The following is a 22,193-nucleotide window of genomic DNA, read 5'->3' on the forward strand; positions in this document are numbered from 1 at the left end:
CTAATCCTTTCGATTTTGGCGAAATTGCCAATCAGTGTTTAACGAACGAGGCACAGGTTAGGAGAGTTTTATGACAGGTTTGTTGCAGTTTATTGAACACTCTATGAAGACAACGCTAAGTGGCTGAAAATCAGGGAGAAAGGGTATGAATGTGGAATCTTAGATTACGAAATGTTCTTAAACTATCCCATAAAGGAATGTTTTATTCTAAAAAAGGCGTTTGTTTTTGGAATCCGCCTCCCGCCTTTCGGCCATCCCTGACCCTTCGGGCATCGCTGTTTCCGGAACTTTGCTGAACGGCAGGGCAGTTATGCGTCGACGGCGACAAAGTACCAGCCACAAAGTACCAGCGACACAGTAACAGAGACAAAACACCGATGCCTCATCCTGTATGCACCGCATATCCAGGAGCTGCATGGTTCGTGAGTCATATACCGTCATGTAATCAGCGCGATGCATATACATTTTTTGTATACAATGATCAAGCAAATCATTGTCCGATATTCAAGTCGGAATTAAGAAAACCGATAATTTTTATAAGAAAATTTGAGCCCGAGGGACATTCTATCATTCCTATGCCGCATTTTATTGCCTTTAGTATCCAATTTGTGAATAGTTGGTGCACAAAATAACATCAACTGATTGTTGGGATGCTTCGATGCAGCTGAGTCATTTATCCATTCGTAACAAAATTCTCGTATTAGGTAGTGCTGTTTCCCTGCTGTTTGTGGTTGCAATGCTTTTTATCAAGTCAGCCAATGATCGGATTGGCCGAAATTTCAGTGAGTTTTACCAGCACAATTATCAGGTCTCTTTGCTGATCGGGCAGATCCGCCAGGCACAGGCCGACATCATCGGGAATGTCAGGGGGCTGCAGGTCGTTTATCTGCTGGGTCTCACGGAGCAGGTCCCAGAGTTTCGCGCCATCATTGATGAGAACAGTGCAAAGACTCCTGAGTTAGTAAAAACACTCAAACACGATTACAGCGGTGATCCGGCATTGTTCACTGAGTTTGAAACCAAACTCAATATCTATCAGAAGAATACACAGCAATTTGTCAACGACATGGAAAGTGCCCCGAATCATCAGGCCCCGTATGCGGTCTTCCGGGCATTTGTGGACAGCTATGCGGCGCTGAACTTACAGTTTGACCGAATTCAGCAGGCCAGTCAGGAGAACGCTGTCCGCGCCAATGACGATACAGTCAAAGCGATCAATGATGCCAACATGGTGTTTTATATCTCGATTGTGCTGGCGGTGGTGATGGCTTTTGTCCTGAGTCAGTGGATCGCCCGGGGTCTGGTGAACGGGATCAGCCGGGTCAAAGCCACGGCAGAAGCACTGGCAAGCGGTCATCTGGATGTGCTGTCTCATGTTCAGGGTCGGGATGAAGTGGCCCAGCTCAGCAGCGCGATCGACAGTACGGTGCATCGTTTACAGAATACGGTGAAAGGAATTGTCAGCTCCAGCGTACTGGTTGCGGAAAACAGTCACATTTTGCAGGAAGCCAACAATAATATTCAGGTCGCTGCCGGTGAAGTGTCGGAGCACACCATTCAGGCGGTGACGGCGATTGAAGAGCTGTCGACCACCAGTAAGAGTATTGCTTCGAACACCTCAGATTCAGCCCGGGCTTCAGATCAGATGCTGGTGCTGGCAGAGCGGGGCATTGAATCGTCCAATCACACGCAGTCAGTCGTGCAACGTTTGGTGGCAACTCTGCAGCAGACCTCGGGCGTTGTGAATGAGCTGCATGGCGAATCGAGAAAAATTGAAAGCATTCTGGAAGTGATTCGCGGGATTGCGGAGCAGACCAACCTGCTGGCGCTCAATGCTGCCATCGAGGCTGCCCGTGCCGGGGAACAGGGCCGCGGCTTTGCGGTGGTTGCAGATGAAGTGCGCGGACTGGCACAGCGCTCACAAACCTCAGTCAATGAAATTGAGCAGATGCTGACTCAGCTGCAGCAGGCATGCAGCAGCGCGGTTGATATGATGGCTGACAGCACCACGGAAGCCGATCAGGCTGAATCCAGAATGGCCGAAACGAATCAGCTGCTGGATGACATCATGAATATGATCCATCAGGTGAATGAACAGACCCAGCAAATTGCAACAGCAGCGGAAGAGCAGAGCGCCGTGGCTGCAGATATCAGTCAGAATATTCATACGGTGCAGGCATTGTCGGATAAGACGTCTTCGATTGCTTCTGACACGGTTCAGTGCAGTGATGACATGCAGCGGGTCAGCCAGGAAGTGAAGGATCAGGTCAGCTTCTTCAGGGTGTCCTGAAACGGCGGAGAAGCGCATTTCTGACTATCTAAAAACCGAAACGAAAACCGAAATAAGAAACCCGCCATTGGTACCCCAAGGCGGGTTTTTTCATCGCTAGTTGTAAGACCTAAAGGCATTACTGATCTTAGTGGTTACGGTTCCCCCTGACTGTCTTAACGGTGAGAAATGGGCGCTGCCTACCACTATTGATAGAAAATAAAACAGCACATCTGATATCTGCTATACGGCCGTCGGGTCAGCTGGCCACCTCATCGACTAAGTAGAGAATCGACTGGTAGGGAATCCCGCTATGGTGTGACAGGCCAATCTCACAGGTGCGGCTGTTACTGAATCCCTGGGTACAGTGATCTGGCACCTGTGCTTTCAGCGGCGCCAGCGCGGCAGCGTTCAGCTCCGGTGTGGAAAATCCTTTATCACCCGCCCAGCCACAGCACTGAATATGCTCCGGCACCACAACCTGACTGGCACAGGCTTTTGCCAGTTCGACCATCTCATGTTCAAGGCCCATCCGGCGGCTGCTGCAGGTAATATGAAGCATGACTGTTTCCTGCTTCCGTTTGAGCGCCAGATGAGGCAGTAAATAATGAAGAACCAGACCAACGGGTTCGACAACATGCATCAGTTTGGTGAAGTGCTCCAGACTGCGCTTGGCACAGGGACTGGTATCAATCAGCACCGGATACTTGCCGTGGTCACTGGCTTGCCAGAGTGATGCTTCCAGCTGCTCTATCTTTTGGCTGGCCGGTTCAGCCATGCCTTTGCTGTCGTAGGGCATGCCGCAGCATAAATCATTCACCTGCGGCGGGATGATGACATCAAATCCGGCCTTCTCAATCAGTGACATTGTCACTTCTGTCAGAGCGCGGGTTTCCGGATTATCCGGTTGTTGTCCCATCGCACGGCTGGCACACGACGGCAGATAGACAATTTTTTTGTCGCCATGTGCCTGGGTGCTGTCGGCATCACTGAGCTGGTGGCGATTCAGCACCGGCAGTTCCGGTAACCATTGCGGGGTGGCACCCCGGGTAAATTTTCTCGCGTGTTCACTGAGCGCGAGCATTCGCGGCTCTCCCAGCATGGACTCCAGCGCATGCGCAGCGCCCAGACCCGTTTTGACCAGTCGCGTGGTGGTCGAGAAATGATTGGCGGTCCACCGGGCAATCGGCGTAAAACGCCGGTATTTTTCGGTGCGCAGCTTTTTGACCAGCTCGCCGGTATGAATCCCTACCGGACAGCGCTCAGCACATAAGCCGGTGGCAGCACAGGTATCGATACCCTCATAGTTAAAGACTTTTTCCAGCGAAGCTGCCTGCGCTGTTTGTCCGCTGCGCTGGCGATGCTGCAGCTCGCGGTACAGAACAATCCGCTGCCGCGGAGACAGCGACAGGGTTCTGGACGGGCAGACAGGCTCACAGAAGCCGCATTCAATGCAGCGATCCACCAATGGATCGGCGGCGGGCATGGGTTTCAGGTGCGTGATATGGGCAAGCGGGTTGTCATTGATGATCACGCCCGGGTTCAGTAACCCCTGAGGGTCAAAGAGCTGTTTGATCCGCAGCATCAGCTGATACGCGTCTTTGCCCCATTCAAGCTCGACATAGGGCGCCATATTTCGTCCGGTACCATGTTCGGCTTTGAGCGACCCCTGGTATTTCACCGCGACCAGTTCTGCGACAGCATCCATGAACGCGCCGTAACGGTCGATTTCACTTTGCGCCTCAAAGCCCTGAGTGAACACAAAGTGCAGATTCCCCTCCAGCGCATGACCAAAAATAATGGCTTCATCATAATGGAACTGATCAAACAGAGCCTGCAGGTCACGGACGCCACGGGCCAGATCTGCAACCGGAAAGGCGACATCTTCAATGATCACTGTGGTGCCGGTTTCCCGCACCGCACCTACCGCAGGGAACATTCCCTTTCGGATGGCCCAGAGAGTATTGACCGTGGTCGGCTCGGTCGTGAAGGGGACGGACTCGATAATCCGGAAATCTGTAAGGCTGTCCATCACCTTCTGGCACTGGTTCATCAGGTCTTGCTCTGTACCGGCCCGGGTTTCGACCAGCAGAGCTGCGGCTTCCAGATCAAGCCCGGTCATAAAGGCGGGCATGCCGGACTTATCAGCGACGGAGCGCATTGCGCGGCCGTCCATCATTTCGACTGCAGAGACCGGTGTTTTTGCAAGCACAGAAGTCGCTTCACTGGCCTGTTCAATCGTGCTGAACACCAGTAGGGTAGATGCTTTGTGCGGATGCTCAATCACGGTGTTGTAGGTGATATCGGCAATAAATCCCAGCGTGCCTTCGGAGCCGATCATCAGGTGTTCGATGATGTCGATGGGATCGCTGTAGTCGGTCAGGGCATTGAGCGCATAGCCGGTGGTGTTTTTCAGCCGGTATTTGTGATTAATTCGTGCTTTCAGGTCGGCATTGGATTCGACGGTTTCTCTGAGTGCCGCGATTCCCGCCAGTAAATCGGCATGACTTTGCCGGAACGCAGCTTTACTTGCTTCATCCCGGGTATTCAGCACGGTGCCGTCGGTGAGCACAATCGTCATGCCATTTACCGTACGGAATGAATTTTGTGCGGTGCCGCAGCACATCCCGCTGGCGTTGTTGGCCGCAATTCCGCCGATTTTACAGGTATTGATAGAGGCCGGATCCGGTCCGATTTTCCGGCCAAAAGGGGCCAGATAACGGTTGGCATCAGCCCCGATCACACCGGGCTGCAGCGTAATTTTCTGTCCTTCATTTTCAATGTCATGATGACGCCACTGATCGCTCAGGGTGATCAGCACGGAATCGGAGACGGCCTGCCCTGACAAGCTGGTGCCTGCTGCCCGGTAAGTGTAGGGAATGTGCAGCCCGGCACACAGGCCAATCACCTGGATGACTTCTTCAAGCGTGTGCAGCCGAAGGACGACCTTGGGCACCATGCGGTAAAAGCTGGCGTCCGTACCGTAAGCCAGCCGCTTGGCTTCGTCGGTGATGATTTGTTCGGGGGTGAGGAACTGTGTCAGCCGGGAAATCAGTTGTTGATCATTGTTCGTCATGATTGATCTGCCTTTGCTCAGGTGCCCTTGCTCAGTTGTTTTTGGGTCAGAGTCTTTTTGTTTTCTGAGAAAATCTTTTGTTTATGAATCAGATGGATATTTGGTGCTGATTTTGAGTCTAGCGTGCCTGCAACAGGAATGGGTGTTTGGGATCCCAGGTTTGCATTTTGTTTTCAACCATGTGAAACGGTTGTGAACACTATCGCTTTATTTTTTGGCAATAAATGAATGTAATGAAAAACATTCATTCCAAAAGTTGATGAATCCAGATGATAAAGACCGATGATCTGATTTTATTCGTGCAGGTCGTAGAAGACGGCTCCTTCAGCAAAGCGGCAGATAACCTGGGGATCACCAGTTCCGTGGTGAGTAAGCATATCGCCCGGCTTGAAAATGAACTGGGCGTTCAATTGCTGTTTCGCACCACGCGCAGTATCCGGCTGAGTGAAGCCGGAAAAGTGCTGTATCAGGGGGCAAAACATGTCAAACAGGCGGCAGCCGAGGCCGTGGATGCCGTCAGTGGTTTTGGCGAAAGCCTGAGCGGGCACGTGAAGATGTCTGTCCCGACGATTTCAGGTGAACTCTTACTGGCCGAAGCTGTGGCCGGTTTTTGTCAGCAGCATCCGAAGATCACGGTTGAGATGTCGATGGAAAACCGGTTTGTGGATGTGGTGGGTGAGGGATTTGATCTCGTCATTCGTACCGGCTATCTGGAAGACTCCAGTCTGATTGCCCGCCATCTGATTGATTCGCAATGGGTGGTCTGTGCCTCGGCCGATTACTGCCGCCGGGAAGGAAAGCCCCGGAAGCCTGAAGATTTGTTGCACAAGAATTGTCTGCAATATGCCTATCAGAGCACTGGCGCAGCAGAATGGGAGTTTCTGGATGAACACGGGCAAGGGTATACGCTCAAAGTCCGCGGTAATCTGACGACGGACAATGCCGCCGCGCTCCGAAAGGCAGCTTTGGCCGGTTATGGGATTGCATACATGCCGCGATGTCTGGTGTACCACGATTTAATGTCGGGCGTTTTGATTGATCTGTTACCCAATCAGGTTGGCAAGAAACTGGGAATTTATGCGGTTTACCCGTTCACACGCCAGCCATCACAAAAAATTCGCTTACTGATCGAGCATATTCGTCAGGCTTATCAGGCGATTTCTCATTATTTTTAAATGAGCTGCCCGGTAAATTTGTGATCTGCCTCTATACTAGACTGTAAGTGTCCATCAGCTCGTAATGAGACATGCCTGAAAGGTCAATTGCCCAGAGGGAGTCAGATGAACTGGTATCTTTACGCACTCAAAAAGTACGCGGTTTTTGCAGGACGTGCTCAGCGACAGGAGTATTGGTACTTCTTCCTGATTAATCTGGTGATTACATTGGCGTTGGGCATTGTCGATCATCTGCTCAATACCCCCGGCTCGGAAGATGGTACCGGGCTGCTCGGGGGAGTCTATTCACTGGCCGTACTTTTACCCTCGGTGGCTGTCGGTATCCGGCGGTTACATGACATTGGCCGATCTGGCTGGTGGATGCTGCTCAGCCTGATCCCGGTTCTGGGCTTTCTCGTTTTACTTTACTTTTTTGTGCAGGACGGCCAGCCCGGCACCAACGAATATGGCCCTAATCCGAAAGAAAACAACGATATGGGTCAAATGATGGTGTAATTCACCAAAAGATGCCCCCCATACATCCTGCTCCAAGCGTAAATCCCTCATGCTTTGACAAGAAGTCGCTGCGACAGCTGCCAACCTCATTGCTTCTTTTTTCTATCTCCTCAGAACTTTGCCCCAAAGCACAGATATGCAATCCCGAATATGCCTTTAGAAGAAACCTGTCCCATAACTGAAAAGTGCGGTGATAACTGCAATTTTATTTTGTTCAGTGACTTCAGTGTCAAGGGCGGTAGCGTGTTTGGTGCATGTAGTGGCAGACGGCGGTGGCAGTTCAATGTCGCTTTTCAGATGTGGATACACTGTCGTTGAATAAGGATGTTTTATCGGATGATGATAAAAGTACCTAGAAACAGATGGTAATGATTATGGACTGAAATGAGATACACGGGATGATGTCGTATATTTTATTGAGATTTTGATGTGAAACTATTGGTTATATCTTTATTTATCAGATATTTATGATTTATTTGGTCTGTAAAGATATATGACAGAGTTATACGACAGAGTTATACGACATGATGTCGTTGAATAAAATGTTTTACGCAAAGGAGTGAATCAAATGCCATGCGCTAATCATCACATAAGAACTTTAAATGAAAATGAGTTAAGTAATTTAACTCGTCATCAAATGCACGATCACGGTCGACACAAATGTTGTCAGTGCGCTTATAACCAGGGGTACGAGCAAGGCTTTCAATTAAGAGAAACCGTAACTTTAGATATAAATGCTTTAGGTGATAGTCAGTCTGATGCTGATGGGCGTCATAAGAGTGTTCATCAAGCTTTTGCTTTAGGTTATAGCCACGGCATTCGAGATTTTATTAACCAATAATTGCGTATAACAAGTTGCTAAGCGGCGCAAAACCGCTGGCTTACGCTTGTTCCTCGCTAATTTTAGCCAGCAATTTTGCGCCGCTTAGCAAGGCGTTAGCAGTACAACCATAGTTCAGAGTATTTTGAAGATTCAGGGTGTATAAGTGAAAGTATTTTTAAGTTGGTCTGGAGACCTCAGTCATAAAGTCGCATTGACTTTACGTGATTGGTTGCCATGTGTGATTCAATCAATAGAGCCTTATGTGTCTTCCGAAGATATAGACAAAGGCGCTCGTTGGAGTACTGATATTGCTTCTGAATTGGCTGATTCAAGTTACGGCATTTTATGCGTAACAAAGGAAAATTTACACGCACCTTGGCTTACTTTTGAAGCAGGTGCCTTATCAAAGACAATGGATAAATCGTATGTTAGTCCGTTTTTATTTGATATTAAACGCTCAGAGGTTAATGGTCCGATTTTGCAATTCCAATCCACTGTGTTTGAAAAAGATGATGTAAAAAAACTACTTTTATCTTTAAATAAGGCCGATAGTGGTGAGCAGCTAACCGCAGAACGTTTGGAAAAAGCTCTTGAGGTCTGGTATCCAGATCTTGAAAAACAATTAAACACGCTCTTGCAGGAGCAACCTAAGCAAGCTACTGAGCCTGAGCCTGAGCCTGAGCAACAGTCATTTTCAAATGAAATCTTAGAAGAAATTCTAGACCTTTCACGTGTAAATCAAAAACTATTAAGAAGCCCGGAACTTGACGTTCATAAAGAGTTGGACTCTCTTCGGAATATGCTTCAAGAGATTATTTCTAGATCTGAACTGGAACGCGATCTAAGAATGCGAAGAAAGAAAAAGATTCATCCTCGAATGATTGATGAACTTTTGCATATGTATCCTAGGTTTAGAAAAAATTTCACAGGCTTTCAAATTGCAATAAGTCTATTTCGCGAAGATTTCCCATGGATCTATGATGCAGGCATCGATCTCGTAAAAACTCTACGAAGCGAAAATGAGCCAGGTAACAAAAGAGATGCGGTCGAAGCATTTCAAGAGTTAATAGAGTTTTCCTTTGAACACCCTATGATGAGGGATATGTATCGAGATGATAAACACACATACATGATGATGCGAGAACTGCCTCATATTTTGAGGCACGCACTGGATCAGGGGTTGTAGTACTGCTAATAAGTTGCTCAAACGGACAAAAAACAGCTGGCTTTTGCTCGTTCCTCGCTAATTTTAGCCAGATATTTTGTTGCCGCTTAGCAAAGCGTTAGCTTTCAGAGGAATATATGAAAGAGTTTGAGATTGGGCTGGAAGAGCTTTCAAAACTAGAAGTAGACGAATTCCTCTCTGCACAAGAATCTGGAAAAATAGAGAACTTTCTTAGAATCGCTACTCCAGAGCTAGTCAATAAAATTTTTGAAAACTCGAAAGAACCCACGTTACGGAAGATTTCTAGTGAAATTAAAGTGGATGTATTAAAGCGGGCATTGGATGTTGCATCAGAAAAGTCCTTGCGGTGGTATGTACAGGCATCGTCATTAAATTCATTGAAAAGAATTTCAGCAGCCAGTTCTAATATCTTGATTGAAAAGCTGATTGATGTAGCTTCTGATCAAAAGCGGAGAGAAACCATTATAAAATCTCTTCCTTTGGAGCGTCGTAAGCAGTGGGAAGACTATATAAGAAGGGAGAAAAACAGAAGCAGAGAACTAAGAGAAAGTGCAAAACAAGCAGAAGAGTCTTTGGTTGAAGAAAGAAAACGTATAGCTGATGATCTTTCTTATGCTATTAAAGCCAAGGAAGAAGCCCTAGCAGAGGCCGAACAAGTAGCAAATCTTAAAAAGAAACATTTGGATGAAGAGATTGCTATAGCAAAAGAAAGGCTAACTTCATTGCTCAGTGAAACCTCACAGAGAGAAAAAGAGCTTAAAAAGCAGGAAGAAAACCTAGCTCAAAGAGTTGCAGAACTTAACGAAGAGCATCAAAAACAGGTACAGCAACGTATAGAAATTAAAGTTCCAGAATACGTGAGTGCTGCAGTAAAGGTTCTAGAGGATCTTGAAACCAAATATAGAGAAAAAGCAAGAAACTGGAGTATACATGGAACGCTAGTTCTCATTACTGCAGTGCTTGTCACGGTATCGATATCTATGTTAGGCACAGGTTTCATTGATCAGAAAGCTGAAGATATCGGTTGGCCATTACTTATTTTCATATCTTTTAAAGGACTTGTTGTATTGAGTGTTCTTGGCCTGTGGGCAAGGCACGCATTTACTGTGAGTAATGCTTATATGCACGAGGCTATAAAAAAGATCTGATAGGGCTCATGCGATAAATTTCGGAAAGCTATATTTTGAAATTTATGGTAATGCTGTGGAAAGGAGCGAGTTAGTTGAGATATTCGAGAACTGGAATATAGCTAGTGAGAGTGCATTTAGTAAAATCAAGATAAAGGATCAGGACGTTCAAGTGGTCGAGCAAATCAAAGAGTTAGTCAAAGTTATCAAACTGGCTGAAGGTAAAGAAAGCTAACAATCAGCGCAAGCGGGACAAATTTTCCGATGCGCTCCAAATTTGCCCCTTCGCTGGGCGTTATGCGTAATAGACCACGCAGTGAATTCATCGTTGACAATGAAAAGGAGGATGTTGTGATCAATACAAACAAAACTACTAGGCTGTTAATGTCGGCGGCGCACTTGTACCCGAACGACTTTAAAGAAGACTTGAAAGAGAGGTTAAGTCACCCATATAAATCTTCAGCGCCTGAGTATGGCGTTGAATTAAACAAAATTAGTCAAGAACTTGAAAAAGCGAAAGTAAGTCATTTTGGAAAATCGGCATTTATATTTATAGTTGTCTTGATTTTTTTCTTTATTTTCATTGAGGACCCAAAAGACAATTGGGTAATGTTGATACCTGCTTTGGCATTAACTTCTATCGCGGAATTTATTTATAATCGTTCCGCAAAGAAAAAAGCTCGGCTAATTTTAGCTGGTGAAAATAAAGATGATGAGGAAAACAAAACAAACAAAAAGAATATTATGATTTCTGGTGGATATTCTCCATTTGTAGGTGCTGGCATTGATTTAGATAGCTGGTCCTTTACAATAAATACAAAAGAAGCCGAGGATAAGAGTAAACCCGTAAAGCCAGTTTCGGTAACAGAATTGCATGAACAACTAAAAAAAAGATTACTATCTCTTGGTATTGACGATATTGAAATAACGGATGAGTTATACATCAACGGGAAAGATGTTAATTTGGTTGAGTATTTGCTTCCAAATGGCCGCCTTTCTAAGCCGGTTGATAATGTCGACCTTCAGTATATTAACACTAAGATAAATAATGACGACAAAAGAGAGCGTCATTACAGAGTTGTGCGAATTCCCATGTGGGATGGTCAGATGATACTAAGTGTGTATTATAGATTTTTAAGTGTTAAGGACAATTTATTTACTGAGGCGCGATTCTTTCTCCTTCCTCCTTTAAAAGAAAAATATTTAGCAATTGATGAAATCCCCTTGAAACCAACAGGCAAAGAGTTTGGTGAAAGCCTCATCCAATCAATATTTACTGGAGCATTTTCCTGGATTGGAGTAGTAATCAATGTGCTTACTTTCGTTCAAGGTGGATTTATGGCTGATAGCGCGCGTCAGAAAGGTTGGAAAAGGGAATTAGAGTCTAATAGGTTATATAACTATGGCTGGGATAGCTCATTGAGAGAAAAGTGGTCTTCTGTGTCTTTTGAGCGCTACTTTCAAAAGGTTGACAAGGACGTAGCACTGAAATTGGTTACAAGTGAGTTTTTAGGAGCTTTACGCGAATATCTTGAGAAAAATAATATATCAACCGAGCAGTTTTCACAGACATCAACAAAGATTGTTAACGAGGGCGTAATGATATCCGGCGGAGAGGTAAAAGCAGATTCATTCGCTGTTGGAAAGGGAGCATCTATCGCCAAAGATGCTATAAAAGCTGTTAAAGGGGGAGGTAACAAGTCGTGACACGAGCTACCGACAAGGAAAATCAAGGTGTTATTATGACTGGTGGGACACTGACTGCTAAGAACTTGGCCGTCGGAGAAAACGCCAAGATTTCTAATCACGAACATGGCAGTAATACCGTAGAACCAGCACTATTAGAATTGGTAACTGAAATCTCTCGGCTTATTGAGCATTTAGAAAATTCTGACGTTGGAAATGAAAAAATAGATGCTGCCAAATTGGCAAAATCAGAATTGGAGAAAGACTCTCCTAATTTCTTTAGTGCAAAGTCTATCTTGCTTTCTTTGCTTGATGGTATTAAAGCCGTTGGCTCGGTGGCCAGTACAGTGATATCTATAAAAAAACTTCTGGGAGTAATTGCTCCATAAATCAAATTGCATAACAAAGGGCTACACCGGACAACCAAAAGCTGCGCGGCTTTCTGCTTTGCTCCAAGCCACTCCGCTTTTGGCTGCCAGTGAGCCCAAGCGTTAGTTCGGATTTGGCATCAAAGGTCATAAGTTTTGGTGTTTATTTGTATTGGTGTTCATGTTTACACCGGACAGTTTGTGCCTTTCACGTTCTTTCTGGTGACACTAAATGCAGAGTGTTCGCTTTGGTTTCATCGTTTACGGTTTCTAACTCTTAACTTATTTCTTTGGCGATTTTTCATTCTCGCGGTTGTTTCTAAGCGAATCTTGTCTTTCTTCGGTGCTGTCGTCGGAGTGCGAGAATCGAATCCTTTTTCAATTTGAAGCTTGCAAAGTTAGGGGTGTTCAGTGCTATTTTCTTCTAGCCAGCTTTCGTCATCTCAAATGAGGTTTAGTTTTGTAGTTGCCAGTCTCACTTCAGTGTTCAAAGCTTTTCATATTATGCCACTTTTCAATATCTTGGAGCGTACAAATAGAAGTAGCGCATGTACTGACAAATTGCTTAAGAGCGATTCCCAACGCTTGGCATTTCTCATTCCATCGTTGCTCACACCTAAATGCAGCAACATAGACTCCCTCCGGTTGTCAACAACAGCGTCAGGTTATATAAGGTTTGGAACTGCCGCTCTACATTCGCTCTGTTGATTGGCTTTTATACCATGACCCTGATGACACTACGCGGTTACGTTTTCTCATTTGTTAGAAGGCAACAAACGTGCCGCCGCATTATCAGGCTTTCCCGCAAAAACTCTTAACCTTATATCATTATGAAATATATATCGTGGCAGTCACCCAAAAAATGTGCAGATGTTGGCAGGGTGGCATGTTTACAAAAGCTTCAAGGACTTTAGACCGTATGATTATTTGTTCATCAGCACCTTGTCTTGATGATCCTCACCGTGAACACTAAAGCGATGTTTGGCTAAATCGATGCCATAGACAAATGGTGACATGGTGGCTTCCAGTGATCTGTGTTCAGACTTTCCAGTTGTGTCAAAGCCTAAAGGGGGAGCCATGTCATTTGTTAGCCGTCTACGGAGATTCATTTGAATAATCGAGTTGTCTTTACTGGTGGACCTGGCTCAAGAAAAACCACCGTAATCGAATTTTTAAATCGCTTGGGCTATCCAAGTACTCCAGAAGTGGGGCGAAAAGTAATCCAAACACAAGTTAAATATCAAGGCACTGCGTTACCTTGGCAAAATAAAACCGCATTTCGAGACGAAATGGTTCTTGAGTAAATTAATAACTACGAAGGTTATGGAAATGCTGCTATTACCTTTTATGATCGAAGTATCATTGACTCATATGGATACAGCAAGCTCGAAAAAATACCAGTTTCTGATTTTTTATTGAATAAATGTCGTGAACTGATTTATAATCAAAAAGTGTTTATTTTTCCTCCATGGGAATCAATTTACAAAAATGATGTAGAGCGTCAGCAGGATTTCATTGAAGCTGTAGCAACATATCAGGAGATGCTCTATGCATACGAAAAATTTGGTTATGATTTAGTTGAAGTTCCAAAGGTATCCTTGAGAAAAAGAGCTGAGTTTATCTTGAACAACGTGAACTTTGGCTAACAAGCTAATTGGACTCCCACTCAAATAGCCGACTAACCTTTTGGGTAGCCTTTAGGTGCCTGTCCTTGTCATCGCTTAGTTGTCGGTGTGCAGGGGTTACATGACATTGGCCGATCTGGCCGGTGTATGCTGCTCAACCGGCTTTCAATTCTGAGCTTCCTCATCTTACTTTACTTCTTTGTGCAGGACGGCCAGTCCGGCACTAATGAATATGGCCCCAACCCGAAATAAAACAATGACATGGGTTAGGTGATGGTGTGAATTGCCAGCAGTTACACCCGCCTGATACAGTCTGTTTCTTGTTGAAATCCAGTGCCAAATTCATAGTATGGCTTCCAGTGCGCCGCTTCAAATCTCATCGTTTTTATTTCATTTCAATTCCCTCAGAACTTTGCCTCAAAGCACAATTCTGCATCCTCAAGTATGTCTTTTATGAAAGTTGTCCCATAACTGGAAAGTATGGCGACAACAGCAATTTTTATTTTTAATTCTCCGGCGACTTCAGTGTTATGGGCGGTAGCGTGTTTGATTCAAGGAGAGTGGGGATAAAATCAGGACAGACGCCCTAAAAACTGATTGCAGGATCCGATCGTGCAGATTTTAATGCGTCGCTATCCGACGTGATGTTGGAATACACGAAGACATGATTTTTTGATTTAAATTCAGGTTTATTTACCGGGTGAGGTTTATTCGTATCACTTAATATACTCAAGGAGGTTATTCAAGTACTTGTTCAATTCATCTTGTTTACTTTTGTTGATAAAAATAAAAACTTAATTTTTTGTATGTATGGCTGAAACTTTTCAGTTAAATATCAGATTGGAGTAAGAATGTATTTGTTTAATTTAAATTTCACAGAATTTTGTGGACTGTCTGGTAAAGCATGAATACTGACTGAATGGTTTTGATGCAGTCTCATTGCGGTTTTAAATTGAAAAGTTCAGGGCCCTTTGTGACAGGTTTATGCTCTTTTGCAGTAAAAAAGCATTGGTTTTAGGTGTCGTGAATGCTTTTGAACTCGCTGACCCTAATTCACCATTTGGTGAGGGTTAATATCTGAAATGATTAATGGAAGGAGTATATACATGTTTAAAATCAAGAGGCACTGGATATTAGGCGCCCTGGTCTTCACAGGGGCTCTACCCATAAAAAACGTCAGTGCTGTGGGTACTGAGTTTGGCGGCTGTATGGAAGAAACCGCAGGTTTTGCGGTGCAGTGTACAGCGAATGATGTAAAAATCGCTGGTGTAGCGACTAACCCCGACGGAACGCCGAAGCTTGAAATTCTGGATGACGGCTGTGCTTATCAAGGTGATGTTGTGCAGTTTACTGCGACATTTGATATCGAAACCACATCAAAAGAGCGACATGATGTTGGGATCTACTTTGTCACGGATGGCGATCCTAACTCGGATGGTGCAAAAAGCGGGCAATGTAGTATCTCTACTTTACCGTTCCAGCCTTCACCCCCTTGGCTGGATCTGGACGGTACAAACGATCCCTATCCGGGCACAACCACACCTTCAGGTGTACAGGATGAATGTGGTGACATTGCAAAGCCTGGGTATAACCCGCTTTCACCCACTTTTACTTTAACCGCTACGTGTGTTGACCCGGATAATGATGGCCAATTAAACCTGCCATATTGTACGAGTTGGCGCCAGTCCGGAGCGAATGAGCTTTGCGTGACCCCTTCTGATGCATACCCGGGCTCGCCTTCTAAATGTAAGTGTGATGATTCCTTTAACATTCCAATCGCAGTCCCGCCAGCGGAATTGTTAGTTTCGAAATCGGTCAATCCACAAACGCTAGCAGAGCCGGGGGGGAGTGCGACATTTACGGTGACGGTAACGAATGTGGGTATCGACCCGCAAAATAACGTGACATTAAATACACTGACAGACAGCATCTACGGTGACATTACGACAGCAAATCACGATGGTATTGTCAGTACGACTTGTAGTGTTCCGCAGACTATTCCGTCAGACGACAGAAATCCGGGAGGCATTGACACCTATACGTGTCATTTTACGACCAATATTGTCGGTAACGCGGGTGATGTAGAAACAGATATCGTGACCGCCAGTGGCATTGATGATAACGGCAATCTGTTATCAGGCGAAGACACTGCACAGGTTACCATCACTGATTTGTTACCCAATATTGAGCTCGTCAAAACCGCTTCGCCAGAGCAGTTGAATGAACCGGGTGGTTTAGTGACGTTTTCTGTCGTTGTCAGCAACTCAAGTCCGGCAGCATCAGATCCGGTCACCATCAATTCGCTGGTCGATAACATTCATGGAGATTTAAATGGACAAGGTGATTGTTCGGTCCCGCAAGTGATCGCGGTTGGGGCAAACTACAGCTGTTCATTCCAGATCAATGTCGTTGGGAATGCGGGTGGTTCTGAAACCGATACTGTTACAGCGTTAGGTAAGGATGATGAAAATAATCCAGTCAGCGCGAGTGACTCTGCAACGGTTGTGATTCTCAACACGCCCTCCAGTATTGAAGTGATAAAAACGGCTTCTCCATCAACGATTGAAGAACCGGGTGGTAACGTCACTTATACATACACAATCAATAACACCTCAAGTGTTGATCCGGTGACCATTGATGTCGCTGATGACGACAAGTTAGGCATGCTGAATGGTCAGGGAAACTGTAGTCTTCCACAGGTGATAGCACCAAGTGGTTCTTACACTTGTACGATTGTCACGTTTGTCTCAGGCAACGGGAATACGGCAGTGACGAACGTCATCACTGTGTCTGGTTTAGATGATGATGGTGAAATCGTCAGTGCTGTGGATGATGCGACGGTGAATGTTCTCAATGCGCCGCCAGCCGCATCAGTGGTGAAACAAGCCACGCAGGCTGTGGTGACTTATCAGGTGAGTATCTCGAATGATTCGGATGCTGAAGCGCTGACAATCACAAGTCTGGTTGATAATTTGTTTGGAGACATCACTCAGGTCACGGGTAGTATTCAGTCGACAACTTGTTCTGTACCTCAGGTGATTCAACCTGCGGCACAAGTTGAAGACACCTATAGCTGTCAATTTACTGCAATTGTGACAAGCTCTCCACATGTGAATACTGTGACGGCAACGGTTGAAGATGATGATGGTTCGCAGCCCATCATGCCAAGTGATTCTGCAACAGTCAGTTTTGAATAATACAGCCAGTTACCAATAGATTGAAAAGAGCATATGTCGTCATATGCTCTTTTTGTTTCATTGTTTGGCGAAATCCGTTGCCTACAGAGCATACTTATCCTGTTTCCGACTGAAATCCAGCGCCTGTGCCAAGCAATGGCAACACATCAGGCACTTCCGCTTCAAACTTCATCACCTTCTTTCTCCACCTTTTCAGAACTTTGTCCCGAAGCACAGATATGCAACCCTAAACATGCCTTTTAATGAAACCTTGCCCATAACTCAATATGATGACTGTTACAGAAATTTACATCCTTCAGTAACTTGAGTGTTAAGGGCGGTAGCGTGTTTGATTTTTGGTGGTGGGGCAGGCGTCGGTGGTGGTGTGATGTCGCTTTTCAGATGTGGATACACTGTCGCTGAATGAGGATGTTTTATCAGATGGTGGTAAAAGTGCCTGGAAACAGATGGTTATGATTTTTGATTAAATGAGATACACGACATGATGTCGTATATCTTATTGAGTTGTTTATGTGATACTTTGATTATATCCTTATTTATCAGATGCTTATTTTTATTTGGTCTGTGGAGATATATGACAGAGTTATACGACATGATGTCGTTGAATAAAATGTTATGAGTACCAATCAACCTGAGTCTTGGTGAGAATAAGAAGGATTTGAATTTTGAGCTACTTAGAAAGGCTAGAAAAAGCATTAATTAGAAATAAAAAATACGCTCTTAAATTAGATGAAAATCTACTTCCATTGAAACCTGCGTTTTCAAAAGATACAAAGCAACAAATTTTTCAGTTATGCGCAGAAGCATTATATGAATATGGCTACTCCACGTCTTCGCATTTGGCTGGTAAGTGCACACTTGTCCATCTAATGCTCCAACAACTGCTTAAAAACGTTCTTGACGTCGATAGTGTTATCACTATAGGTGATAGGTACTGGGATGACTATATTTATTGCAGTATGTCAGAAGACAGTATTTCAAAGGAACTAGAAAGTCCAAATATTCTAGAGCCTGTAAAAGCGCATGTATGGTTAACTCTCTCGGACGGTTCAATATTAGATTGTACGGCGGAAGCTCATGCTGACATGTTATTTAAAAGAGGCGAACACCCCGCACATGAATGCATAATGTTTGTTGAAGTAAATAAGCCAGAGAACCCAAAAACTGGTTATCATAGACCGTTCCTAGTGGGCTCTGATTTTTTAATAAAAACCGGAATGGTCCAGTTAGGGTACTCATAACAAGGTTGTAAACGCGGACAAAAACAGTTGGCTTTGTTCGTGCCTCACAAATTTTAGCCAACAATTTTTGCCGGTTACAACGGCGTTATATCACAAAGGAAACACCTCATATAAAAAGGAAGTATAAATGTCAGTTGAAGTAAGAACTAAAGAAGAATTAACAAGAGCTAAAGACCGTGGAGAGAGCGAGATAATAGTCGTTGGTAAACTTGCGGATGAGTTGAAGAAAACAAAGAAGCTAGCCTATGTCGGTGCAGGGACTTTAGCTGCCTTGACAGCTGCACTGGCAGCAACCCCTTTTACAGGTGGAATGTCGATGTTTGCTGCTGCGCCAATCGCAGCCCTTACTGGTTTGGAAATTAGTGGGATTATAATTGCTGCGTCTCTAGGGTTGTCGTTGATAATCGCAGTTTTTAAAGGATATGACGAGATATCGTACAAGAAAGGTGAGCTTAAACTAAAACGTAAAAGTTCGTGATATAACAATCTATTTAAGAGTGATTCGCAACGCGTGGCATTTTTACTATGCGTTTCGTTCGGTGTTTAAGGTGGTATGCGGCGGCATCGGTATTGCGTTGCTCACACCTTAACAGGGCGTTATGTGCCTTGAAAATTTAGCAGTAAAAAGTGTCGGTTTTTGAGGTTTTCCATCGTTCAAATTGCGGCGCGTTTGTTGTAAGTTTTGGGGAAGTTGAAGCAGATTTAGTCGCTAAAATTCAGCATTGAAAGTTTGTCTTCCCAAAAGCTTTTGCATGTGTTGTTTTGCCGCTTACTTTGGTGAAAATTGCTCCTTTGCTAACGTTGGCTTGGCGCTGAAATATTCAGGTTTGCATCAGGTTTTGTTGGCGTTGCAAATCCTGCGGTTACAAAGTGGGTTCAGTTTAAAGTCGTGGCTTTGTTGGGCACATAACAAAGCGTTTAAGAGGGACTCTCAACGCGTTGGCCGTTTTTGTTCAAATTGGGTTTTGTGTTTACGGCGCAATAGTTTAGTTTAGTGCAAAGCGTTGTCGCCCCTTAACGCGGCGTTATGTGTCTGTATCAAAGAGGTAAAAACTTCGGATGAAGGAATATAGAAATTTAAGAGAAAAATTCCCTTTCCCTGTTTATGGTATAGACATCAAGAATTGGGATGAACTAGAAAGCGTATCTGTGGATTCAACGAATTTCGTTATTCTTTTGCTTGCTGACTATTCAGCTAAATCTGCAGATGAAATATCAGAAATTGCAGTGTCCCTAATTGATAAAGGTTTAAAGTATATTTGTTGCTGGGGTAAAGAGTGTGGTCAAGGTCACACAGCATTTGACATCGGAAACATTCTCTGGGAAGAAAGAAATAATAAAAAGATCCATATCCCTTCAACTTGGCATGATGAACCATTACAAGAGGCGATCTGGTATTGCTTGTATTTAGCAACTCCTGATGATGAATATTGGTCTAGTTGCAGTACGTTGGTGATAAACATAGCGAATGAGGCATCATCAACACAGGTTGATAGTTTTCTGAGTGATGTTAATCTTTTGGAATCAGTGCTAGAGAACACATAACAAACAATTTAAGCAGATTCGCAACGCGTGGCAGTTTTGATTTGCAGTGAGTTTTGTGTTTAAGGCGCAATGCGGTCGCTTTTGTATTGCGTTGCTCACTACTTAATTGGGCGTTATGTGCTTAAGAGGAAAATTGACATGGAAGTGGTAGAGGCCAACCCTGATTTGGCCCCAATATTAGCGAGTTATGCGAAAGAATGCCTAGAATCGGGTATTCCAAAATATTCGGGTGTGGAGCAAGATCCGACAGCTTATTTGTCAGGTTTGGTCGAACGTTCAAAGGCAATCTCCGAGTTACCAAAGGGATATTTACCTAGCACAACTTACTACTGTGTATCGAACTCCGAAATTTTAGGTGCAATCCGAGTTCGAAAAGGTACTAATGCCAATGTGGAAAATGTCATTGGTCATGTTGGCTACGAAACTAGACCGTCAGCTCGTGGTAAGGGTGTAGCCTCATTTCTGCTCGCTTGGGTGCGAGACCATGTTGTCACTGATTCAGTTATTGTTACTTGCTCAATTGACAATCCCGCGTCTCAAAAGGTCATCGAAAACTGTGGTGGTGAATACCTAGGTAACTACACAGATGACAGTGAGGGTACGGTAAGGCGCTACCGTTTAGCGCGCACATAACAAAGCATTCAAGAGTGATTCGCAACGCTTGGCAGTTTCGCTTCGCTCAAGTATAGCCAAGCGCCGTTCACACCTTAATGCGGCGTTAAATGGCACAAGGTATGTGGCAAAGAATTGAAGTTTCTGGGATGACTCTGGGGTTATTGGGCGTATGTATTGTGCTTATAGAGATCTTCTTCTGGAGTCATATACCGAAAGAAGTTCGCCAATATTTTTACGGAGGTGAGCCTGGAGCAGTTATTGCGGGCATCCTTATAGTTATTGGCCTACTAAGCATTTTGTTGTTTTTAGCTAATCTATTTTTTAAGCGTTTTCGCTTCTGGTGGTTAAGGTTACTTGGCGTAATTGCATTATTTTTGGGCATTGTTGTAATTGGCGCTTCTGGCATTTAACAAGGCTAGGCAACATCAGCGCACAAAAATACGTGCGCTTGGACGTCCAACACTTCGCTTCTGCTGTGTTGTTCGCTTCGCTCTCAACTTAACACAGCAGAAGCTACGTATTGGCCGCCGTTGCTAGCGGCGTTATATACTTATTCAAGGACGGAGGGAAAAATGGCCAAATCGACGGTTATTACAATTGAAGAAGAGTTTTTTAAACTGAACTATCTTAGTGGACGTACCCCAAAAAATACTGATGAAGAGTCCAAAGATGCCTTTGCTATGTTGTCAGAATATTCAAATGGAGGTGTCTATATTGGTCACTACGATGGTTACAGTGAGTGGGAACGACATTCACACGGCGATGAGTTGGTGCAAGTTTTAAGAGGTCAAACGACGTTGGTGTTACTTGTAGAAGGTCAAGAACAGCGAAATGAGCTTTCTAAAGGGCAGCTGTTAGTTGTTCCCCGAGGTATATGGCACCGCTTTGAGACTCCAAATAGAGCTTCCAATCGGTATATAACAAAGCGTTCAAGACGGATTCACAACGCTTGGCAGTTTTGGTTTGAATCAGCTCTAGTGTTTACAGCACAATGGTTTAGGTTTGGTGGCCGCGTTGTTCACCACTTAACGCGGCGTTATGTTTATCTAAGCACTTGAAAAAAACAAATATGACCACATATGCATTGTGTCTATTTGCATTATTGGAAATGTTTCGATGAAATCAAGAGAACTAAATACAATTCAAGACCTGATCGTAAGCAACTACAAAATTACTCCAAACGGAGATGGTAAATTTACTCACACATTTACACCTGAAAATACCGATACGGTGTATAGCTTTATTGCCAACGAAACTCACGAACTAGAGCAAGGTGAGCACTATAGCATTGGTTTCTATATTGACGATAAAGGAAACAAAATTGTCGACCTGTCCTGCGTTGCTAAGAACCAAGGTGTTAATCCTATGTTGAGCTTCTTATTTGCACAACAAGAGGCTCAAGGTAAACATGCGGTAAACAAGGAAAAGAATGATACTCGTGTAACGCATAAAGCTACAGATGGTTACTACTGGGGTAAGAAGTACGCTTGGCGAGAGTTTGGCATGGCAATTCCTAAAGGTGCTTTCCATGCGTACCTTGCCGAAATTGGACACCCAACAGTCCCATGTATCACGTCAAATCCAGCCCTACCGTATAATAATAATGATCACTCAATAGCGTACAAAGAAGAGGGACTAGCAAAAGCTATAGAAGACCTAATTACTTCTGCTGTTAAAGTGACGCCTGCGCGCTATGAGTCACCTTTGTATTCGAAGCGCTTCATGATCAAAGCAATCAGTGCGATTACTGATAAGAAATAAACAT

Annotated in this window: 17 protein-coding genes and 2 pseudogenes; 18 read left to right on the forward strand and 1 reads right to left on the reverse strand. The window is 44.5% G+C overall.

Annotated features, from left to right (window positions below):
- Positions 1 to 658 precede the first annotated feature (658 nt).
- Complete coding sequence (locus tag SPK40_RS02420) at positions 659 to 2,290, forward strand: methyl-accepting chemotaxis protein (RefSeq protein WP_330959288.1); 1,632 nt, start codon at positions 659 to 661, stop codon at positions 2,288 to 2,290.
- Between the two features lie 238 nt (positions 2,291 to 2,528).
- On the opposite strand, the gene SPK40_RS02425 is transcribed toward SPK40_RS02420, so the two are convergent.
- The gene (locus SPK40_RS02425; RefSeq protein ID WP_330959289.1) at positions 2,529 to 5,345 is read right to left on the reverse strand and encodes an FAD-binding and (Fe-S)-binding domain-containing protein; all 2,817 of its coding nucleotides are present in this window, start codon (positions 5,343 to 5,345) and stop codon (positions 2,529 to 2,531) included.
- Positions 5,346 to 5,617: 272 nt separating this feature from the next.
- Between SPK40_RS02425 and SPK40_RS02430 the strand changes: the two genes are divergently transcribed.
- The 17 genes and pseudogenes from SPK40_RS02430 to SPK40_RS02505 all read left to right on the forward strand — a co-directional run bounded on the left by SPK40_RS02430 (position 5,618) and on the right by SPK40_RS02505 (position 22,189).
- Positions 5,618 to 6,520, forward strand: coding sequence for a LysR family transcriptional regulator (locus SPK40_RS02430; RefSeq protein WP_330959843.1), 903 nt, complete (start codon positions 5,618 to 5,620; stop codon positions 6,518 to 6,520).
- Between the two features lie 105 nt (positions 6,521 to 6,625).
- Positions 6,626 to 7,015 carry a DUF805 domain-containing protein gene (locus tag SPK40_RS02435; RefSeq protein WP_248140581.1) on the forward strand — a complete coding sequence of 130 codons (390 nt, stop codon included), beginning with the start codon at positions 6,626 to 6,628 and terminating at the stop codon, positions 7,013 to 7,015.
- A gap of 568 nt (positions 7,016 to 7,583) precedes the next feature.
- Positions 7,584 to 7,856 (forward strand): hypothetical protein, encoded by a 273-nt coding sequence (locus tag SPK40_RS02440; RefSeq protein ID WP_330959290.1) that lies wholly within the window; start codon positions 7,584 to 7,586, stop codon positions 7,854 to 7,856.
- Between the two features lie 145 nt (positions 7,857 to 8,001).
- Positions 8,002 to 9,024, forward strand: coding sequence for a hypothetical protein (locus SPK40_RS02445; protein ID WP_330959291.1), 1,023 nt, complete (start codon positions 8,002 to 8,004; stop codon positions 9,022 to 9,024).
- Positions 9,025 to 9,140: 116 nt separating this feature from the next.
- Entirely contained in the window at positions 9,141 to 10,172 is a 1,032-nt protein-coding gene (locus tag SPK40_RS02450; protein WP_330959292.1) for a hypothetical protein, read from the forward strand.
- Between the two features lie 243 nt (positions 10,173 to 10,415).
- A complete protein-coding gene (locus SPK40_RS02455) occupies positions 10,416 to 11,858 on the forward strand; it encodes a hypothetical protein (RefSeq protein WP_330959293.1) in 1,443 nt (480 codons plus the stop codon).
- Positions 11,855 to 12,226 (forward strand): hypothetical protein, encoded by a 372-nt coding sequence (locus tag SPK40_RS02460; RefSeq protein ID WP_330959294.1) that lies wholly within the window; start codon positions 11,855 to 11,857, stop codon positions 12,224 to 12,226. The genes SPK40_RS02455 and SPK40_RS02460 overlap by 4 nt, the downstream gene beginning before the upstream one ends.
- A 1,088-nt stretch (positions 12,227 to 13,314) precedes the next feature.
- A pseudogene (locus tag SPK40_RS02465) lies at positions 13,315 to 13,851 on the forward strand (AAA family ATPase).
- 84 nt (positions 13,852 to 13,935) lie between these two features.
- Positions 13,936 to 14,082: pseudogene (locus SPK40_RS22965) on the forward strand (DUF805 domain-containing protein); the annotation flags it as partial.
- Between the two features lie 854 nt (positions 14,083 to 14,936).
- On the forward strand, positions 14,937 to 17,027 hold the full coding sequence (locus SPK40_RS02470) for a DUF7507 domain-containing protein (protein ID WP_330959295.1): 2,091 nt from the start codon (positions 14,937 to 14,939) through the stop codon (positions 17,025 to 17,027).
- 665 nt (positions 17,028 to 17,692) lie between these two features.
- Complete coding sequence (locus SPK40_RS02475; protein ID WP_330959296.1) at positions 17,693 to 18,268, forward strand: hypothetical protein; 576 nt, start codon at positions 17,693 to 17,695, stop codon at positions 18,266 to 18,268.
- 127 nt (positions 18,269 to 18,395) lie between these two features.
- Positions 18,396 to 18,746 carry a hypothetical protein gene (locus SPK40_RS02480; protein WP_148498759.1) on the forward strand — a complete coding sequence of 117 codons (351 nt, stop codon included), beginning with the start codon at positions 18,396 to 18,398 and terminating at the stop codon, positions 18,744 to 18,746.
- A 581-nt stretch (positions 18,747 to 19,327) separates the two neighbouring features.
- Positions 19,328 to 19,813 (forward strand): DUF7684 family protein, encoded by a 486-nt coding sequence (locus SPK40_RS02485; RefSeq protein WP_330959297.1) that lies wholly within the window; start codon positions 19,328 to 19,330, stop codon positions 19,811 to 19,813.
- A 138-nt stretch (positions 19,814 to 19,951) separates the two neighbouring features.
- Positions 19,952 to 20,446: a GNAT family N-acetyltransferase gene (locus SPK40_RS02490; protein WP_031849435.1), complete on the forward strand. Its 495-nt coding sequence runs from the start codon at positions 19,952 to 19,954 to the stop codon at positions 20,444 to 20,446.
- Between the two features lie 89 nt (positions 20,447 to 20,535).
- On the forward strand, positions 20,536 to 20,838 hold the full coding sequence (locus SPK40_RS02495; RefSeq protein ID WP_248140572.1) for a hypothetical protein: 303 nt from the start codon (positions 20,536 to 20,538) through the stop codon (positions 20,836 to 20,838).
- Between the two features lie 162 nt (positions 20,839 to 21,000).
- Positions 21,001 to 21,486 carry a cupin domain-containing protein gene (locus SPK40_RS02500; RefSeq protein ID WP_330959298.1) on the forward strand — a complete coding sequence of 162 codons (486 nt, stop codon included), beginning with the start codon at positions 21,001 to 21,003 and terminating at the stop codon, positions 21,484 to 21,486.
- Positions 21,487 to 21,544: 58 nt separating this feature from the next.
- Positions 21,545 to 22,189 (forward strand): hypothetical protein, encoded by a 645-nt coding sequence (locus tag SPK40_RS02505; protein ID WP_025523796.1) that lies wholly within the window; start codon positions 21,545 to 21,547, stop codon positions 22,187 to 22,189.
- Positions 22,190 to 22,193: the final 4 nt, after the last annotated feature.

The organism is Photobacterium sp. 53610 (genome assembly GCF_036409375.1).
Classification (GTDB): domain Bacteria; phylum Pseudomonadota; class Gammaproteobacteria; order Enterobacterales; family Vibrionaceae; genus Photobacterium.

What these genes read in the sequence shown, in the direction of transcription:
- SPK40_RS02470 (WP_330959295.1), top strand. Translation starts at nt 14,937, where the DNA reads ATGTTTAAAATCAAGAGGCACTGGATATTAGGCGCCCTGGTCTTCACA.
- SPK40_RS02420 (WP_330959288.1), top strand. Translation starts at nt 659, where the DNA reads ATGCAGCTGAGTCATTTATCCATTCGTAACAAAATTCTCGTATTAGGT.
- SPK40_RS02455 (WP_330959293.1), top strand. Translation starts at nt 10,416, where the DNA reads ATGCGCTCCAAATTTGCCCCTTCGCTGGGCGTTATGCGTAATAGACCA.
- SPK40_RS02450 (WP_330959292.1), top strand. Translation starts at nt 9,141, where the DNA reads ATGAAAGAGTTTGAGATTGGGCTGGAAGAGCTTTCAAAACTAGAAGTA.
- SPK40_RS02425 (WP_330959289.1), bottom strand. Translation starts at nt 5,345, where the DNA reads ATGACGAACAATGATCAACAACTGATTTCCCGGCTGACACAGTTCCTC.
- SPK40_RS02500 (WP_330959298.1), top strand. Translation starts at nt 21,001, where the DNA reads ATGGCCAAATCGACGGTTATTACAATTGAAGAAGAGTTTTTTAAACTG.
- SPK40_RS02485 (WP_330959297.1), top strand. Translation starts at nt 19,328, where the DNA reads ATGAAGGAATATAGAAATTTAAGAGAAAAATTCCCTTTCCCTGTTTAT.
- SPK40_RS02480 (WP_148498759.1), top strand. Translation starts at nt 18,396, where the DNA reads ATGTCAGTTGAAGTAAGAACTAAAGAAGAATTAACAAGAGCTAAAGAC.
- SPK40_RS02440 (WP_330959290.1), top strand. Translation starts at nt 7,584, where the DNA reads ATGCCATGCGCTAATCATCACATAAGAACTTTAAATGAAAATGAGTTA.
- SPK40_RS02495 (WP_248140572.1), top strand. Translation starts at nt 20,536, where the DNA reads ATGGCACAAGGTATGTGGCAAAGAATTGAAGTTTCTGGGATGACTCTG.
- SPK40_RS02505 (WP_025523796.1), top strand. Translation starts at nt 21,545, where the DNA reads ATGAAATCAAGAGAACTAAATACAATTCAAGACCTGATCGTAAGCAAC.
- SPK40_RS02490 (WP_031849435.1), top strand. Translation starts at nt 19,952, where the DNA reads ATGGAAGTGGTAGAGGCCAACCCTGATTTGGCCCCAATATTAGCGAGT.
- SPK40_RS02435 (WP_248140581.1), top strand. Translation starts at nt 6,626, where the DNA reads ATGAACTGGTATCTTTACGCACTCAAAAAGTACGCGGTTTTTGCAGGA.